The sequence below is a fragment of the Streptomyces sp. Je 1-332 genome, assembly GCF_040730185.1.
Lineage (GTDB): Bacteria > Actinomycetota > Actinomycetes > Streptomycetales > Streptomycetaceae > Streptomyces.
Window position 1 is genome coordinate 3,004,103 of sequence record NZ_CP160402.1, and the last position, 16,939, is coordinate 3,021,041.

At 72.6% G+C, this 16,939-nt stretch carries 13 protein-coding genes; 4 read left to right on the top strand and 9 right to left on the bottom strand.

Annotation, left to right across the window (positions count from 1 at the left end):
• Positions 1 to 49: 49 nt before the first annotated feature.
• From ABXJ52_RS13600 to ABXJ52_RS13615, 4 genes are all read right to left on the bottom strand, one after another.
• The gene (locus ABXJ52_RS13600; RefSeq protein WP_367042218.1) at positions 50 to 331 is read right to left on the bottom strand and encodes an acyl carrier protein; all 282 of its coding nucleotides are present in this window, start codon (positions 329 to 331) and stop codon (positions 50 to 52) included.
• 63 nt (positions 332 to 394) lie between these two features.
• On the bottom strand, positions 395 to 1,336 hold the full coding sequence (locus ABXJ52_RS13605; protein WP_367042220.1) for a hypothetical protein: 942 nt from the start codon (positions 1,334 to 1,336) through the stop codon (positions 395 to 397).
• Positions 1,333 to 3,165, bottom strand: coding sequence for an acyl-CoA dehydrogenase (locus ABXJ52_RS13610; protein WP_367042222.1), 1,833 nt, complete (start codon positions 3,163 to 3,165; stop codon positions 1,333 to 1,335). Before ABXJ52_RS13610 ends, ABXJ52_RS13605 begins: the two co-directional genes overlap by 4 nt.
• A complete protein-coding gene (locus tag ABXJ52_RS13615) occupies positions 3,162 to 4,946 on the bottom strand; it encodes a fatty acyl-AMP ligase (protein WP_367042224.1) in 1,785 nt (594 codons plus the stop codon). Before ABXJ52_RS13615 ends, ABXJ52_RS13610 begins: the two co-directional genes overlap by 4 nt.
• A 346-nt stretch (positions 4,947 to 5,292) precedes the next feature.
• Between ABXJ52_RS13615 and ABXJ52_RS13620 the strand changes: the two genes are divergently transcribed.
• From ABXJ52_RS13620 to ABXJ52_RS13635, 4 genes are all read left to right on the top strand, one after another.
• Positions 5,293 to 5,694: a cobalamin-dependent protein gene (locus ABXJ52_RS13620; protein ID WP_367042226.1), complete on the top strand. Its 402-nt coding sequence runs from the start codon at positions 5,293 to 5,295 to the stop codon at positions 5,692 to 5,694.
• Positions 5,691 to 6,947, top strand: a complete 1,257-nt coding sequence (locus ABXJ52_RS13625; protein WP_367042228.1) for a methylaspartate mutase — start codon at positions 5,691 to 5,693, stop codon at positions 6,945 to 6,947. The genes ABXJ52_RS13620 and ABXJ52_RS13625 overlap by 4 nt, the downstream gene beginning before the upstream one ends.
• Positions 6,944 to 7,774 (top strand): ABC transporter permease, encoded by an 831-nt coding sequence (locus ABXJ52_RS13630; protein ID WP_367042230.1) that lies wholly within the window; start codon positions 6,944 to 6,946, stop codon positions 7,772 to 7,774. The genes ABXJ52_RS13625 and ABXJ52_RS13630 overlap by 4 nt, the downstream gene beginning before the upstream one ends.
• Positions 7,775 to 7,847: 73 nt before the next feature.
• The gene (locus tag ABXJ52_RS13635; protein ID WP_367042232.1) at positions 7,848 to 8,792 is read left to right on the top strand and encodes a TauD/TfdA family dioxygenase; all 945 of its coding nucleotides are present in this window, start codon (positions 7,848 to 7,850) and stop codon (positions 8,790 to 8,792) included.
• Between the two features lie 116 nt (positions 8,793 to 8,908).
• On the opposite strand, the gene ABXJ52_RS13640 is transcribed toward ABXJ52_RS13635, so the two are convergent.
• Genes ABXJ52_RS13640 through ABXJ52_RS13660 form a run of 5 tightly spaced genes read right to left on the bottom strand, consistent with a single transcriptional unit; the run spans position 8,909 to position 16,911 of the window.
• A complete protein-coding gene (locus ABXJ52_RS13640; protein WP_367042234.1) occupies positions 8,909 to 9,823 on the bottom strand; it encodes a kinase in 915 nt (304 codons plus the stop codon).
• On the bottom strand, positions 9,820 to 13,074 hold the full coding sequence (locus ABXJ52_RS13645) for an amino acid adenylation domain-containing protein (protein WP_367042236.1): 3,255 nt from the start codon (positions 13,072 to 13,074) through the stop codon (positions 9,820 to 9,822). Before ABXJ52_RS13645 ends, ABXJ52_RS13640 begins: the two co-directional genes overlap by 4 nt.
• The gene (locus ABXJ52_RS13650) at positions 13,071 to 14,357 is read right to left on the bottom strand and encodes an ATP-grasp domain-containing protein (RefSeq protein WP_367042237.1); all 1,287 of its coding nucleotides are present in this window, start codon (positions 14,355 to 14,357) and stop codon (positions 13,071 to 13,073) included. Before ABXJ52_RS13650 ends, ABXJ52_RS13645 begins: the two co-directional genes overlap by 4 nt.
• Entirely contained in the window at positions 14,354 to 15,841 is a 1,488-nt protein-coding gene (argH, locus tag ABXJ52_RS13655; protein ID WP_367042238.1) for an argininosuccinate lyase, read from the bottom strand. Before argH ends, ABXJ52_RS13650 begins: the two co-directional genes overlap by 4 nt.
• Entirely contained in the window at positions 15,838 to 16,911 is a 1,074-nt protein-coding gene (locus ABXJ52_RS13660; RefSeq protein WP_367042239.1) for a cysteine synthase family protein, read from the bottom strand. Before ABXJ52_RS13660 ends, argH begins: the two co-directional genes overlap by 4 nt.
• Positions 16,912 to 16,939 lie beyond the last annotated feature (28 nt).

Here is a 16,939-nt window from a genome sequence, read left to right on the forward strand (position 1 = left end):
GGCCGGGCGTCGTGGCGGTCAGGCGAGTGGCGGTCAGGCGACGTGGCGGTCAGGCGTTCTGGGCGAGTTCCTCGACCAGGGCCTTGCTGAGTCCGTCGATGGTCGGGTTGTGCCACATGACGGTGGGGTCGAGGGAGATGTCGAGGTGGTCCTCCAGCTCGGCGGCGACCGCGAGGACGTACAGGGAGTCGAGTCCGTAGTCGGTGAGCGGCACGCTCGTGTCGATGGTGTCGGGGGTCCGCTCCAGGTGGGTGGCGATGCAGTCGGTCAGCCAGAGGCTGAGGCCCTCGGCGGTGTGCTCGGTGGGCTGCTCGACGCCGGTTTCCGGCATGGGGGTGCTCCTTCGAGGCGTTTCGGTTTCAGGTGGTCTGCTGTGAAGCGGGTGAAGCGGAGTTCAGGGGCGGCCTGCGAACGGCCGGTCGGGAAGCTGACGTGCGGTGAGGCCGAAGGACCGGGAGGTCTCGTACCGGCAGGTCAGCTCCGCGTACAGGCGCTCCTCGACCGTGCCCGACGGCTGCGTGACGCGCCGCGCGGGCGCCGTGACGGCGCGACCGGGAGCGGCGTCGAGGAGCTCCGGGTCGGTGAGCTCCGCGACGGTGGGTGCGGCCAGGAAGGCGTCGAGGTCGACCGCCTCCGCCAGAGAGGCCGCTCCCTCGGCCTCTCCCGCACCGGCACCGGCACCGGCGCCGGCACCGGCGCCCACGCCCGCTGCCGTGTCCGGCGCGAAGAGCACCCGTTGGGTCTGGGCCAACAGCACCTGGAACACGGCCTGTTCGCCCTCTCTGATGTAGAAGCGCGAGCCCATCACCACGGACAGCCGGTCCATCGCACCCTGCAGGACGCGCGGCCCGAGGCTGCTCGCCGGCCGTGGGTCTTTGCCGCGCACGGCAAGGGTCGTGAGGGTGTCGCACAGGAGAAGGTCGGCGTAGGCACCGGCGAGCATGGAGCGGAGGTAGCGGATGTCGATGGCCGCGGCGCCGTAGAGACGGCGTGCGCGCAGGTGGCGCACGGTGATGCGGAGCGCGGAGTCCAGGGCCCCGGCCGCCGCGCCGATACGCACCGCGCCGGCGGTCTCCCCGGTCACGGGGCAGTCGGCGGCGACCAGGGGAGACCTGCGGCTCAGGGCGCGCAGGGCGTGCAGCAGTTCCTCGGAGCCGCGGTGTCCGACGGCGAGGCCGGTGTCGGCGAGGAGCGCGGCGCCCTCCGGGAGCGGCCGTCCGGCCTCGCTCGCGGCGAGGACGGCGCCGAAGCCGAGGGGGTTCGTCGCGTCGTAGGGGTCGCCGAGGCGTTCCTCGACGGTGTCGGCGAGGCCGGTGGCCGCGGTGGCCGTGGTCATGAGGCGCTCGCTTCCTGGGTGTCGGGAGCCGGTCCCGGTCGGTGGCCGCCGGGGGCCGCGGCCAGCCGGTCGAGCAGGGAGTACGGCGCGCCGGGCCCGGCGGGGCGGGCGAGCAGCGCGTCGGCGAGCTCGCCGTGGACGCGGCGTTCCGTCTCCTCGACGTGCTCGCCGAGGTCGGTGAGCGCCTTGACCAGGCAGCCGCGCAGCCAGGTGTCGTCCGCGCCGGCACCCGCGTGCTCCGCGCCGCGCAGCCACAGGTGCAGCGCGGCGGCCGCCCCGAAGCACAGCTCGAACCGCTCGGCGAGTTCGAAGCCGCGCACAGGCACGGCGCGCGGCGCGAACCGTGCCCCCGCCATGTCCTCGTGCAGCCGGCCGGCGGTGGCGTGCAGCCGCGCGGCGAGGTCGGCGAGGCCCTCGGAGGCGAGGCCCTCGTCCGCGAGGTGCCGGACCTCGGCGGCGGCCACGGGCAGGCTCGCGACGACGGAGGCGCCACTGCTGGAGATCAGATTGAGGGAGTCGGTCCTGAACGGCCCCGGCGCGGTCCGCGCGGTGGTCGCGGCGGCGAGGCCCGCCGCGTCCCAGCGGCCCTTGCGGTAGGCGCGGGCCAGGCGGGGGAACTGGTCGATCAGGGCGTTGCGGTTGACGAGGCTGCTGCCGTCGAAGATGCCGATGATGCGGTGGTCCCGCTCCACCTTGGCGAACTCCCCGTGCGGGTCACCGGGCCCCGCGAGGCCGTGCGGGCCGAGCAGGTGGAACAGCCGGGCGATGAGATCGTCGACGTACGCGGGCACCGAGGCCTTGGCGACGGCGGAGACGACGCTCATCTCCCCCGTGAGGGCGTGCACGGAACGTACCGCCACCACGCTCGTCGCCTCGGCGAGCAGCAGGGTCGCGGTCGCCTCACCCAGTTCGGCGCGTACGAGGGGTAGTTCGGCCAGGCTCCGGCCGCTCTGTGTGCGGGTGCGGGCCGCGAACCGCGCGGCGAGACCCAGGGCGTGGTCGCCCGCGCCGAGGGACATGGCGACGCATCCGGTGCGGGTCACGTGCAGCGACTTGAGGATGATCTCGACGCCCTGCCCCGTCCTGCCGACGAGCGCTCCGTCGGCCAGCGGCGCGTCATGGAAGGCGATGCCTCCGATGGCCGCGCCGCGGATGCCGTACGTGGGCACCTTCGGCAGGTCGGTGTACTGGTCGGGCGCCAGTTGCTCCTTGTCGACGAGGAAGAGGCTGAAGCCGAGCGGGCCGCCGGCCTCGTCGGTGCGGGCGAGCACGGTGACCAGATCGGCCCTGGTGACGTTGTTGATCAGCCACTTCTCACCGGAGAGCCGCAGCCCCCCGGAGACGCCCGAGGACCCGGCGGTTCCCTCGGTCCGCGTCCCGACGACCTCGCCGGCCAGCAGGTCGCTGCCGTGGTGGCGTTCGGTCAGGGCGCACGACACGACCGCCCCGTCGATGATCCGCTGCCCGAGGCGCGCGGCCTGACCGGAGTCGCCCGCGATCCAGGTGGACACGGCGCCCAGGTAGGTCTTGCCGTGGGCGGCCGCGACGGTCAGGTCGACGCGTGAGACTCCCCGCAGGAGCTGCATGACGACACTGAAGTCGTCCAGGGCGCCGCCGTGTTCGACCGGGACGTAATAGCGGGGCAGGCCGAACGCGTCGAGCACCCGGCACGCCTCGTCGGGGAAGGTCTCCGCACGGTCGAGCGCGGCGAGGGCCTCGACGGAGAACGGCTCCCCGGGCCCGGTGAGCCCGTCGAGCAGCGCCGTGAGCTCCTCGGCCGGGTCGGCCCCCGCCAGGTGCGCCGAACCGGGGCGAGCGGCCGTGGTCATGCCGAGGCCCCGGCGACCGCGGGCGCGACGGGCTCGCTGAGGAGGTTCTGCTCGTAGTCGGCGTAGGTGGGCTCCAGTGCCCCGGAGCGGAACAGCTCCCGCATCGCCGAGCGCTGGATCTTCCCGCTGGTGGTCCTGCGCACACCGCCGGGCCGCAGCAGCAGGACCGCGCCGACGGGGGCGCCGAACTCGCGGGCCACGGTGAGCCGCATCCCGGAGGCGAGTTCACGCAGCCGCTCGGGGTCCTTGATGCCGCGCACCTCGTGCGTGACGACGAGCACCTCGTCGCCGCCCCGCGCGCCCTGTCCGGGCACGGCGAAACAGGCACCGACGAGGTTTCCCAACTCCGGCTGCTGGGAGCGCAGTTCGTGCTCGATGTCCTGGGGGTAGAGATTGCGGCCGCGCAGGTTCAGTACGTCCTTGATGCGGCCGGTGATGTAGAGGTCGCCCTCGTGCAGGGCGCCGAGGTCGCCGGTGCGGAGGTAGCCGGTGTCGCCGTCGGCCGTGGTGGCACGGAACTCCGCCTCGTTGGTCGCGTCGCGGTTCCAGTAGCCCTGGCCGATGACGTCACCGCGCAGCCAGATCTCGCCGACGCCCCCGTCGGGCAGCACGCGGCGGGTGTCCGGCTCGACGATGCGTACCTGCGCGCCGGTCGGCGGCCCGCAGTTGACCACCTCGCGGCCGGGCTCGCCGGGGGCGGCGACGCGGAACTCGTTGAGTTCGAGCTGCTCGGCACTGACGGTGCGGGCGCTCGGCGGGGTGTCGACGGCACCGGAGACGAAGAGGGTCGCCTCGGCCATGCCATAGCTGGGCGCGAGGGTCTCGGCGCGCAGGCCGGCCCCGGCGAAGCGCGCGTGGAAGCGCTCGAGGACGGCGGCACGCACCGGCTCCGAGCCGTCGACGGCGTGCCGCAGACGGGACAGGTCGAGGCCTTCCATGTGCGCGTCGGTGACGCGCCGCGTGCAGACCTCGTACGCGAAGTCGGGCGCGGCCGAGAAGAAGACATCGAAGCGGTCGATCATGCGCAGCCACAGGTGGGGGCGCTTGAGGAAGGTGCTGGGGCTCATCAGGACGGTGGCGGAGCCGAGCATCAGTGGCGGGATCATCAGGCCCATCAGGCCCATGTCGTGGAAGTGCGGGATCCAGCCGCCGCCGCGGGTGGTGGCGTCGAGCCCGAGCCGCCGCGCGATGTTGTCGGTGTTGTGCAGCAGATTGCCGTGGCTGATCATCACACCCTTGGGATCGCCGGTGGACCCCGATGTGTACTGCAGGACGGCGAGCGTGTCGTGGTCGGCGTGCGGCGCTTCCCAGCCGTCCGGGCCCGGCCCGGCGCCGTCGTCGGTGGCCAGCAGGGGGAGCCGGCCGAGCCCCTCCTCGGTGATCCACTCCTCGACGGCCGGACGGGTACCGGTGTCGGTGAGGATCGCCGTGGCGCCCGCGTCGTCCGCGATGCGCTTCACCCGGTACCGCTCGTGGCGGTAGCGGCCGGGCAGGGAGGAGGGAACGGCGACGGCGCCGGCGTACAGGCAGCCGAAGAACGCGGTCAGAAAGGCGAGTCCGGCCGGGTACAGGAGCACCACCCGGTCACCGGGGGCGACGTGTTCCCGCAGCCGCGTCGCGATGGAGCGTGCCTCGCGGTCCAGCTCGGCGTACGTCAGCCACCGCGCTCCGTCCTCCTGATCGGGGTCGGTCACGAACACGGCCGCTTGCTGCTCCGCCCGCTCTTCGGCATGCCGCCGAAGTATCGCGACGACATTGGGGGCGGTGACTGTCTCCGCCATATTCGAAGCCCTGCCCTTCGCGTTCTCGAATTTCCTGTTCATGCACCGGTCCGGCACCGTGAGACTTTCTACAGGGGGGTTCCTGAGCCGGGAAGCCGCATGACAGCAAACTGCACCACGTACCCCCGCCCCCGGCCGCAACCGGGTCAAACCACCCGTACCGCATGGCCATTGAGGCTTCACGAGGCCAGTACCGGCCAGCGGGAACAGCGTTCGGGCGGCCTCGACGCCAGTAAAGTCGGAGCCCTGCCACCTTTCTGGCACCCCCCTCCTTCTCGTGCCCCCTTTTCGTGAATCCGGGATTCCCATGCATTCGATACAAGGCACCGAATCTCCCTCCGTTCTTGTGACGGGAACGTCCTCCGACTCGCACACCTGGAACCTCGTCTTCCTGCAATTGCTGCTCGAGGAAATGGGCCACACGGTCGCGAATCTCGGACCCTGCCCGCCCGACGAGCTCGTGGTGCGGAGCGCCGTCGACGTACAGCCGGGCCTGATCGTCGTCAGCAGCGTCAACGGCCACGGCTTCAACGACGGTCTGCGCCTGATCCGTGCTCTGCGCGCCCGTCCCGAGCTGGCCCTGACCACCGTCGTCATCGGCGGCAAACTGAGCACCGACGGGCTGCGCAACGTCGGCCTCGTGCGCCAGTTGACCGCGGCCGGCTACGACCGGGTGTTCGACGACGGCAGCCTCGACGAGTTCCAGGTACTGGCCGCCGCCCGGGTGCCCGCCCGAGCGGTGTCGTGACGACGGAGCCCTTGCGCCCGGTGTCCTTCGGCGACTTCGTGTCGCGGGCCCACGCGCGCGGCACACTCGTGGTGCAGCCGCGGATGGGCTTCAGCGATCCGCGGCTGATGCGCGAGGGGCTGGCCGCGACGCGTGCCGCCGACGCCCTCACCGTGGGCACCCTGACCCTCGACAGCTACACCCGCGTGCGGGACCTGGCCGCGGCGCGCAAGGCCGTCGACGAGGGTGTCCCCCTCAACGGCTATCCGCTCTGCACGCACCCCGCCGCCACCACCCACACACTCCTCGACGGCGTCCTCGACGCCGATTTCCCCGTCCAGGTCCGGCACGGCTCCCCCCGCCCCGAGCACATCGTGGCCCGGCTGCTCTCGCTGGGACTCGACGCCACCGAGGGCGGCCCGGTGTCTTACTGCCTGCCCTACGGCCGAACCAGCCTCGCCGACGCCGTGGCCGCGTGGCGTTCGGGCTGCACGATGCTCGCCGAGGCCACCACCACCGCGACCCCCCACCTGGAGAGCTTCGGCGGCTGCATGCTCGGGCAGCTGTGCCCGCCCTCGATGCTCATCGCCATCAGCGCGCTCGAAGGCGCCTTCTTCGCCCAACACGGCCTGCTCAGCGTGTCCTTGAGCTACGCCCAACAGACGAGCCACGAGCAGGACCGCGAGGCGGTGGCCGCGCTGCGACGGCTGGCGGGCGAACTCCTGCCCGGCGTCGACTGGCACATCGTGCTCTACGCCTACATGGGCATGTACCCGCACTCGCGCCCCGGCGCACTGAGTCTGCTCTCGGCGGCGGCCCGCCTGGCCGTCGAGTCCGGCGCCGCCCGCCTGATCGTCAAGACCGCGGCCGAGGCCCACCACATCCCGAAGATCGCGGACAACGTGGAGGCCCTGGAGACGGCGGCGGCAGCCGCCGCGCGGGCCGCACCGCTGCCCGACATCGGCGACTCCGAGGTGTACGAGGAGGCCCGCGCCCTCGTCCACACCGTCCTCGGCCTGCACGAGGACATCGGTGAGGCGCTGCTCGCCGCCTTCCGCCGCGGACTGCTCGACATTCCCTTCTGTCTGCATCCCGACAACGCCGGGCGGACCAGGAGCTTCATCGACGGCGACGGCCGGCTGCGCTGGTCGGACACCGGGGCGCTGCCCATCGGCGGTGCGCGGGCACCGTCCCGCCGCTCGCTGACGTCCGGCGACCTGCTCGCCGCGCTCTCCCATGTGCAGCGGACCTACGACTCCGGAGGAACCCCATGACCAGCCCCCCGCCCCTGCCGGTCGCCGGAGCCCCCGAGCTCCGCTGGCGGGGCAGCAGCCCGCGGGCACAACTGCGGATCCTCACCGGGCGTTCGGTCAGGGCGCACTTCGCGAACCGCAAGGCCGTCGTGCTCAGCATGTTGCAACCGGTGTTCATGCTGGTCCTGCTCAGCCAGGTCTTCGGCGCGATCGTCGACCGGGACCAACTGCCGGACGGCATCACCTACATCGACTATCTGCTGCCCGCGCTCCTGGTGACCACCGGCATCGGTCCCGCCGTGGCCTCCGGCATCGGCCTGGTCCGCGACATGGACAACGGCGCCGTGTCCCGGCTGCGTACGCTGCCCATCCACGCCTCACTGATGCTGTTCGCCCGCAGCTTCGCCGATCTGCTGCGCACAGCGGGGCAGTTGGCGATCCTCCTGCTCGTCGCCGTCGTCTTCCTCGGCGCCGACCCGGCGGGCGGCGTCCTCGGGATGCTGGCCGCGCTCGCCCTGACCTGTGTCGTGGTGTGGGCGATGACCTGGGTCTTCCTCGCGCTCGGTGCGTGGCTGCGGAACTCGGAGGCGATGCAGAGCGCGGGCTATCTGGTGACCTTCCCGCTGATGTTCGCCTCCAGCGCGTTCGTCCCCGCGGAGCGGCTGCCCGACTGGCTGCAGGTACTGGCCACCGTGAACCCCTTGTCGTACGCGATGGACGCGTCCCGCTGCCTCGCGCTGAACCAGCCCCTCGGCACCGAGGTGTGGTCCGCGCTCGCCGCGAGCCTGCTGGTCGCCGTCGTCGGTTCGACCCTGGCCGTCCGGGCCTTCCGCAGGCCGACGGCCTGATCCCGGACCGCGCCCGCGCCCTCCCCCGGCGCGGGCGCTTTCCCGTTCCCTGCCGCAGAGTTGGAGACTCGCCATGACCTCGCCCGTGACCACCTCACTCGCCCGTCTCGACGCCGGGCCGATCCCACCCGCCGACGCCGCGCAGTGGCTGGCCGGCCATCTGGACCAGATCCGCGCAGCGGTCGCCGGGCACGGCGCCGTCCTCGTCCGCGGTCTGGGCCTCGACGGCCGCGCCGCCGCGGGTGCCGCGCTGCGCCAGGTCATCGGAGAGGCCGTCACCGAGCGCGAGGGCTTCGCCCCCCGCGACCGGTACGGCGACGGCGTGCACTCCTCGTCGCACTGGCCCGCCGACCAGCCCATGTGCATGCACAACGAGCTCAGTTACGCCGCGCAGGCCCCGAGCCTGATGGCCTTCGCCTGCCTCACCCCGCCGACGCGGGGCGGCGTGACGGCGCTCGCCGGCACCCGGGCGGTCCTGCGCGGGCTGCCGGCCGAGCTGACCGAGCCCTTCCGGCGCGATGGCTGGCTCCTCACCCGGCACTTCAATCCGCTGGTGGGCCTGGCCTGGCAGGAGGCGTTCGGCACCGACGACCCGAAGGCTGTGGACGAGTACGCCGCGCGCCACGCCATCGACGTGCGGTGGGACGCGGACGGCGGCCTGCACACCCGGCAGCTGCGGCCCGCCGTCGTCACCCACCCCGGCACCGGCGAGGACTGCTGGTTCAACCAGATCGCCTTCCTCAACGAGTGGACGATGGCCCCCGATGTCCGCGAGTTCCTCACGCAGGAATTCGGCCCGGAGGGGCTGCCGTTCAACACCTTCCACGCCGACGGCACCCCGCTGGACCGGGAGACCGTCGATCTCATCAACGAGGTGTACGAGCAGCACACCGTCCGCGAGCCGTGGCAGCGCGGCGACCTGATGGTGGTGGACAACATCCGCATGGCCCACAGCCGCGAGCCCTACCAGGGCGAGCGCGAGATCCTGGTGGGCCTCGGCGAACCCTTCCGCCCCTGACCGTACCCACGGGCCCACGTGCCCACGTGCCCACGTGCCCACGTGCCCACGTGCCCACGAAGAGGGGCCGCGTCCGGAAGTCCGGACGCGGCCCCTCTGCCGTGCGTTGTGCTCCGTCAGTCGAAGCTCAGCGTGCGGTACACCGTGACGTTGCCCGCCAGTTCCTGGCACGCCTGCGCCGCCGCGGCCAGCTGGTTGTGGCAGTCCGGCGCCGCGGTGTCCAGGAGGACGCCGAGCGTCGTGCCGCTGTGCCCGACGACCACGCCGAGACCCCCCACCTCACGGCAGATGTCGATCATCGGCTCCAATGACCGTTTGTGGCGCAGGACTTGGTTCATCCGCGCGCTCGCGGTCGCGACCGCGCCGACCTCGGCCAGGTCACGGCGGGCCACGGCGCCCGAGACGCGGTCGAGGAGGCGTGCGTACTCCCGCCGGTCGGCCGTGGTGAACGGCTTGGGGATGCTGTTGAAGTCGACGGTGTCCACCGCTCCGCCCTCGTCGATGCTCACGACGGCCATCGAGGGCAGCGACCCGAGCTGGGCGCGCAGCCGCACGCTGCGGTGGTGGAAGGCGACGACGGACGGGTAGAGCACCCCGTCGGTGGGCTCGATCCTGGCGAGGTAGGACTCGATACGGCGCGGCGGCATCTCCTCGTCCAGGGCGTTGCCCACCGCCCGCGCGGTGGCCACCAGGTCCGCGGACGAGCTGGCGAGCCCCTTGCCCTCGGGGATCATGCTGTCGATGCGCAGCACTCCGCCGGCGGGCCGCGCCACATCCTCCATGATCATGGCCGTGAGTCGCTTGGCCTTCTTCTTGTGCGGCGGCCAGACCTCCAGGGTGTCGGAGTCCGGGTCCAGTTCGAACCTGGCCATGGCCCAGCGGGCGACGGGCAGGGTGACGAGGAAGTCCCCGTCCTCCTCGGGCAGTACGCCCTGGAGCAGTTCCCCGAAGGTCCCGAAGGCCGCACTGACCCCGGTCGCCCCGACGCGGCGGTAACCTGCGCCGGGTGCGAGCGTGCCGATCGTCCTCACGCCGTTCCTCCTCGTATCAGCGCGGCGGTCTCCTGCGCGCGGGTGCTCACGAAATAGTGGCCGCCCTCGGCGAGAACGTGCAGCGTGACCAGGTCGGACACCACCTTCCAGTCGCCGTAGGTGTCGGCGAATCCCGCCGTCGACGGGTCGTCCTGCGCGAGGACGACCTCCACCGGGGCGCCGATGCCGTACGGCTCGATGTCCTCGCGGATGCGGATCAGCCGGTTGTTCGTGGTGAGCACGTCGTGCCGGTATGCGCGGCCCACCACGTCGGCGCGCTCGGGCCGCAGCTCGTCCAGCTCCACGTAGGCGTTGTCGGCGCGCAGCCGGGACAGCAGGGCCCGGTTGTCGGCCGTCTCCACCTCGGCCGTCTCGGCGCGCAATGCCTCGGCGTCCTCGAGGAGCAGGGCGCCGATGAAGACCCGCTCGGCGGGCCGGCCCCTGTCCTGAAGGCGTCGCGCCGTCTCCAGGGCGGTGACGGCGCCCGCGCAGTGGCCCCACAGCAGGACCGGCGTGTTCACGCGCTCGCCGATCTCGTCCGCGACCCGGTCCGCGATCTCGTCGATGCCCGCGAGCGGCTCGTCGTCGCCCGCCAGGTCGTGGCCCGGCAGCTCGACGCCGAGGACGGCGATGCCGTCCCGCTCCAACGCCGCTGCGAGCGAGCGGAAGTTGACGGCGTTGCCGCCCGCGTACGGGAAGCAGACCAGTGTGTGGTGCGGGTTGCGGACGCCGGAGAGCGACTGCAGCAGGCCGGTGGTGCCGGCGGCGGCGCCGCCCGCGTTCTCGCGTTCGGCGAGTACCGCCGCGAGGTCGGAGAGGACCGGGTGTGCCACCAGGTCCTTGAGGGAGAGCGCCCGGTCCATGTTGACCAGGAGCCGCACCGCGGCGAGGGATGTGCCGCCGAGCTCGAAGAAGTTGTCGGCCCTGCCGATGCGTTCCAGGGGTGCGCCGAGGACCTCGGCCCACAGCATCGCCAGTCGCCGTTCGCCCGGCGTGTTCGGTGCGGCGTACGTCGCGCCGCCGTGGCCCAGGGTGCCCGCGAGGCGGATCAGGGCCTTCTTGTCGACCTTGCCGTTCTCGGTGAGGGGCAGCCGCTCCAGCTGGTGGAAGTAGGTGGGCACCATGTAGTCGGGCAGCAGTCCGGCGAGGAAGTCCCTGGCCCGCTCGGCGGGCAGCTCCTCGTTGCTGGCGAAGAACGCGACGAGGTTGCGCAGTTCGCCGGGTCCGCCGTCGATGACGACGGCCGCCTCGCGGATGCCCTCCAGGGTGAGCAGCTTGTTCTCGATCTCGCCGATCTCGATGCGGAAGCCGCGGATCTTGACCTGCTCGTCCCTGCGGCCGAGGTACTCGATGCGGCCCTCGGGCAGCCAGCGCCCGAAGTCGCCCGTGCGGTACATCCGGGTGTCGTCCCGGAACGGGTCGGGTACGAACGCCTGCCGGGTGCGCTCCTCGTCGTTGATGTAGCCGCGGCCCACGGCGACCCCGGAGAAGGCGATCTCGCCCGGGGAGCCCAGCGGCGCGAGCCCCAGGTTCTCGTCGAGGATGTAGGTGTTGACGTTCCGCAGCGACCTGCCGACGGTCACGAAGTCGCGCTCGGGCACGCCGTCCAGGACCTCGTGCATGGTGTCGTCGGACACCTCGGTCGCGCCGTAGGCGTTGACCAGCTTGATGTCGGGGAAGGCGGCGAACCAGCGCTGCACCAGGTCGTACTTGAGCGCCTCGCCGGTCACCGACAGGGTGTGCAGGGCGCCGAGCGGCCGCGGATGCTGTTCCAGGTGCGTGAGGAGCACCTCCAGGTACGAGGGGACGATCTGCGCGACGGTGACCGCGCCCTCGACGATCTCGTCCAGGAAGCCGCTGACGTCGAGCAGCAGCGCGGTGTCCACGATGCGTACGCTGCCGCCGGTGAGCAGCGGGGCCGCGAACTGCCACAAGGAGATGTCGAAGCACTGTGACGCGGTCTGGGTGACGACTTCGCCGGGTCCCTCCGCGATCTCCATGTCGTCGATCTTCATGTAGAGGTGGTTGAGCATGCCGACGTGCTCGCACAGGGCGCCCTTGGGGGCGCCGGTGGAGCCGGAGGTGAAGTAGATGTACGCGGCCTGCCCCGGGGCCACGGACACCCCGGGCGCCCCGGTGGAGACGCCGGACGCCTGGATCTCGGGCACGGAGAGCAGGACGGGCGGCGCGGGTACGGCGGCCGCCGCGTCCCGCATCAGGCCCGCGCTGCCGGGCTCGGTGAGCGCGAACCCGCAGGCACTGCGCTCCAGTTGGGCCGCGACGCGGTCGGCGGGGAAGTCGGGGCGCACCGGCAGATAGACGCCGCCCGCCTTGAGGACGCCGAGGGCTGCGGCGATCCAGTCGAGGGTGCGGTCCATGGCGACGGCGACCACGTCCTCGGTGCCGGCACCCGCGGTGAGGAGCGCGTGGGCGACACGGTTGGCGCGCTCGTCCAGCTCGCGGTACGTCAGGCGGGCGCTTGCGTGCACGGCGGCGACGGCGTCCGGAGCACTGCGCACCCGCTCTTCGAACAGGTCGACGAAGGTGCGCTCCCCCAGTTCGACCCGCGGGCCGGCAAGTCCGTGCAGCTGGGTCTCGACCTCGGGGGCGGAGAGCAGCTTCTGCCGGTGGTGCAGCTGGGCGGGGCCCGCCACGAGGTGCTGGAGCGCGGCCAGGTGGTAGCCGGCCAGACGGTGCGCGTACTCCTCGTTCAACTCGGCGCGGTCGTAGGCGACACCGAGGACGAGGCCGCCTCCGCTGTCCTGGGTGAAGCTGACGCGCAGTACCTCACCTGGGGTTTTGCTTACGGCTTTGCTCACATCCGCACCTGCGGGATCGCCTGCGGCTTTGCTCATCGCGGCGCCCGCTTCGAGGCCGGACAGGTCGATCACGGCCTCGGGCGTCGCCTCGGCGGTGTGCGTGTCGGACAGGGCCCCGGCCGCGTGCGTCACGAGCTCCGCCCAGCTGGAGTCGTCGACGGCCAGGCGCAGCGGCGTGGCCGGGCGGCCCGCTTCGGCGACGTGCCCGATGAGCAGGCCCCGCTCGGCCGACACGCTCGCCAGGACCCTGGCGTGCGCGGCGAGGAGCAGTTCCCGCCGGGTCGCGCCCAGTTCGGCGGCGGTCCGGTCCAGGTCCCGCAGCAGTTCGTCGGGCAGTGGTGTCCGGTGCAGCCCGGTGCCCTCTTCGCGGGCGGTGGGCCAGGTCCACCGGGGAATTCTGGTGAAGGCCTGCTGTCCTGTCCTGTCTGTCATCGTCCCCCGACCCCTTCGCTTTCCGATGCTTCGTGCGTCTGGTTCTCAAGCTCGATCCTGATCAGCCCAGCGGCGTCCAGCGCGTGCCGCTGTGCCTCGTCGCCGCTCGCCCCGGTGGCCACCACGCAGCCCAGGCGGTCCTGGAACGAGTGCGTGATGCGCAGCGTCCTGCCGACCGTGGCGGTGCCCGTCGTGGCGGCCGTCACGACACCGGGTGCCTGGGCCGCCGCAGCGACTCCCTCGACGGCGGCGATGCGTCCCTCCCGGCCGTCGTCCTGCGCGAGGAGGAAGCGGATCGCCGCGTGGGACGCGCCGGGAGCGGCGGGCTGCGCGTCCTGGCCCGCCGCCTTGGCGATCACCTCGTCCACGAGGTCACGGCCGGTGGCGGCCCGCACCGCGACGGGGATCATGCCCCCCGCGAGGCGCGGGTTGACCTCGATGACCACGGGACCCTGGGCGGACATCCGCAGTTCGGTGTGGGCCGCGCCCCAGCCGAGGCCGAGGGCCGCGAGCGCCGCACGGGCCGTGTCACCGAGCGCGGCGACGGTGGCGGGAGCCACCGGCGCGGGCACGTCGTGCCCGGTCTCCACGAAGTACGGCTCGGGTCCGGTGTGTTTGCCGACGACGGTGACAACGGTGTCGTCGAACGTCTCGACGGAGAACTCCGGCCCGACCACGGCTGCCTCGACCAGGATCCGCGAGGGCACCGGAGTGCCGCGCTCGTCCGTCGCCCGGCCGAGCAGCTCGCGGGCCCAGGCCTCGGTCTCCGCCGGGTCCCGGCACAGCTTCACGCCGACCGAGCCGGAGCCGCTGACCGGCTTGAGCACCACGGGGTGGCCGATGCCGGCGGCGGCCGCGACGGCCGCGTCCACCTCGCCGACCGCTTCGAAGCGGGGCACGGGAACGCCTGCCGCGGCGAGCGCCGCGCGCTGGACGTCCTTGGCCCGGCAGGCGGCGACGGCGTCACCGTCGGGTGCGGGCAGCCCCAGCTTGGCGGCGGTCCGCGCGGCGGTCGCCACGAAGTACTCGGAGCTGGAGGCGATGCCCGCGAGGCCGGAGCCGTCGGCGAGCGCGGCACATCGCTCGTACACGGCGTCGGCGTCCGACGAGTCGAGCACCACGGTCTCCACGCCGTCCTCGGCGACGTACGGATACCGGCCCGGGTCCCGGGTCAGCAGCACAGGACGCAGTCCACGGGCGCGGGCGGCGGCGCAGAAGTCGCGCCCGGTACCGGTGGTGTTGCTCTCCAGAAACGCGAACCATCGCGGTCCGGTCGCGCTCATCGTCTCTCTCCCCTCGTCGCCCGGCGCGCCACGATGTCGCCGACGGCCGTGTCCAGTTGAAGCTCCGCGGCGCGCAGCCGGTCCCGGTGCGCGACGAGGCGTTCGCCGTGTGCGGCGAGCCGCTCGCGCAGGGTGTGGACCGTGTCCTCGCACGTGCCCGGGCCACCGCCGCGGTCATGGGCGTCGACCACGTCGGCCAGCGACGGGACCTCCGCGCTCACGTCGGCGGGCATCCCGTCGGGCAGGGTGATCTTCGTGAGTTCACTCTCGCCCGACTCGATGGCCTCGCGCACCGCCGCGCCCACGACGTGGTGGGCGGTGCGGAACGGAACGCCCTGGGTGACGAGGCGGTTGGCGATCACGGTGGCGGTCACGAAGCCCTCCCGCGCGCGCTGTGCCATCCGCTCGGACACCGGCCGGGCGCCGCTCACCAGGACCTGGGCGAGCAGCACGGAGTCGCGTACGGCCGCCAAGGCGGACCAGGCGCCGGAGACCGCTTCGGTGCCGACCTCGATGGAGTTGGTGAACGGGGTGGACTTCGTGGCCGACGCACAGGCCGTCCAGGCGCCGACGGCGTGGGCCGCCTTGGCCTTGACGTGCTCCAGGAGGAACGCGTTGCGCTTCTGCGGCATGGCCGAGCTGCCGCCCACGAGCCGCTCGGGGAACTCGATGAACCCGAACTCCTGCGTGCTCCACAGCTGGAGATCGGTGGCGAGCCTGCTCAGGGTCAGCCCCGCACCGGCGGCGGCGCCCAGGGCGCGCAGCACGGTGTCCCGGGCGGCCACGGCGTCCATCGCGTGCAGCGGAGGGCCGTCGAAGCCAAGCAGGGCGGCGGTGCGGGCAGGGTCGATGGGCAGGTCGGTGCCGGAGACGGCGCCCGCGCCCAGCGGGCAGCGGTCCAGCTCCTCCAGGGTCTGCCGCAGGGCGGTGATGTCGCGGTCGAGCGCGCTCGCGATGCCGGCCAGGTAGTAGCCGTAGCTGATCGGCATGGCCGGCTGAAAGTGCGTGTAGACGGGCATCGGCACGCCCCGGTGGGCGCGGGCGCGGGCGAGCAGGACGGCCTGCATGCGCTGCGTCTCGCCCAGGAGGTCGATGAGTTCACCGCGCAGCCGCATCGCGGTGATGGTCGCCTTGATGTCGTTGCGGGAGCGGCCGGTGTGCAGTTTGCCGCCGACCTCCGTACCCAGCTCGGCGACGAGATGACCCTCGTACATCAGATACAGGCCGCGCGGTGCGTCCATCTCGTACAGCTCGGCGAACTCGTCGGCGCGCAGCCGGGTGATGCCGGCCAGGAGCGCGGCGGCTGCGTCCTCGGGCAGCAGTCCGCACTCGGTCAGCATGACCACGTGTGCGAGGTCGATGGTGGTGGTGTGGTGCAGTTCGTCGCGGATCTCGGCGGGGCCCGGCGTCCCGTAGACGACGCGCCGCGTGCGCGCCCCGAGTGTGCGGGTGAGCCGGCCCGTCCCGGCCTCGGCGGCCGTCATGACCGGGCCGGTGCGGGCAGCGGCCGCGAGGAGCGGGGCACGGCGCCCGGCACGTCGTCGTAGGGGCGCCGGTCCCAGGCGAGCCGGGTCCAGCTGTCGCCCGCGTCCGCGAAGTCGGCGATCAGCGTGGGCTCTTGGGGCAGGGCGGGCAGGGTGTGGCCCTGCTCGGCGAGCCAGGCGTCGTCGTACACGGTCGCCTGGTAGCGGTAGCCCTCGTCGGGGAGCATGACCACGCACGTCCGGTCGGGGTTGCGCTCGGCCCACCACCGCGCGGCGAGGTAGGCGGCGCCGCTCGTGGGTCCCTGGAAGAGGGCGTGCCTGGCGTGCAGCGCGCGGGTGGAGGCGTAGGCCTCGGCCGCCGAGCACCAGTGCACCTCGTCGAAGACGGTGTGGTCGAGGTTGGCGGGCCACAGGCTGTTGCCGAGGCCGCGCAGCGAGCGCGGTCCGTCGGGCTGGCCGAACAGCACGCTGCGGTGCGTGTCGACGCCGATGGCGCGGGTGTGCGGGGTGACCTCGCGCAGGCCGCGCACGGTGCCGCACATGGAGCCGCCCGATCCGACAGGACCCACCACGCAGTCGACGCCGCCGAGCACCTTGGCGAGCTGCTGGGCGACCACTCCGTACGAACGCGGGTTGTCGGGGTTGGTGTACTGCTCGGGGCAGTACGAGGAGGGAAGTTCGGCGCGGATCTCGGCGAGCCTGCGCAGCCGGGCCTCCTGGAAGCCGCCGACGGGCGCGGGTTCCGGGCAGATCTCCACCCGGGCGCCCAGGTCGGTGAGTCTGCGGTACAGGTTGGCGTCGATGGCCGGGTCGCTGACCAGGATCAGCTCCCGCTCCATCAGAGCGGCCTCCATCGCCAGGGCCAGCCCGAAGGTGCCCGACGTGGTCTCCACGATCACCGTGTCGTCCGTCAACTCACCGCGCTGGTCGGCGTGCTGGAGGATGTAGTGGGCGGGCAGCAGCTTCATCAGCGTGAAGGCCGCGCCGTACAGGTTGGGGGCCAGCCGGATGATGCGCGGCATCATCGTGGCCTCGGTGATCGAGTGGTACGCAGGCGTGGTTACCGCCATGGAAGAGCTCCCAGGTGATGAGGGGGGA

Coding starts and splice junctions, on each gene's coding strand:
- ABXJ52_RS13600 (WP_367042218.1), bottom strand. CDS start 331: ATGCCGGAAACCGGCGTCGAGCAGCCCACCGAGCACACCGCCGAGGGC.
- ABXJ52_RS13605 (WP_367042220.1), bottom strand. CDS start 1,336: ATGACCACGGCCACCGCGGCCACCGGCCTCGCCGACACCGTCGAGGAA.
- ABXJ52_RS13610 (WP_367042222.1), bottom strand. CDS start 3,165: ATGACCACGGCCGCTCGCCCCGGTTCGGCGCACCTGGCGGGGGCCGAC.
- ABXJ52_RS13615 (WP_367042224.1), bottom strand. CDS start 4,946: ATGGCGGAGACAGTCACCGCCCCCAATGTCGTCGCGATACTTCGGCGG.
- ABXJ52_RS13630 (WP_367042230.1), top strand. CDS start 6,944: ATGACCAGCCCCCCGCCCCTGCCGGTCGCCGGAGCCCCCGAGCTCCGC.
- ABXJ52_RS13635 (WP_367042232.1), top strand. CDS start 7,848: ATGACCTCGCCCGTGACCACCTCACTCGCCCGTCTCGACGCCGGGCCG.
- ABXJ52_RS13645 (WP_367042236.1), bottom strand. CDS start 13,074: ATGACAGACAGGACAGGACAGCAGGCCTTCACCAGAATTCCCCGGTGG.
- ABXJ52_RS13650 (WP_367042237.1), bottom strand. CDS start 14,357: ATGAGCGCGACCGGACCGCGATGGTTCGCGTTTCTGGAGAGCAACACC.
- argH (WP_367042238.1), bottom strand. CDS start 15,841: ATGACGGCCGCCGAGGCCGGGACGGGCCGGCTCACCCGCACACTCGGG.
- ABXJ52_RS13660 (WP_367042239.1), bottom strand. CDS start 16,911: ATGGCGGTAACCACGCCTGCGTACCACTCGATCACCGAGGCCACGATG.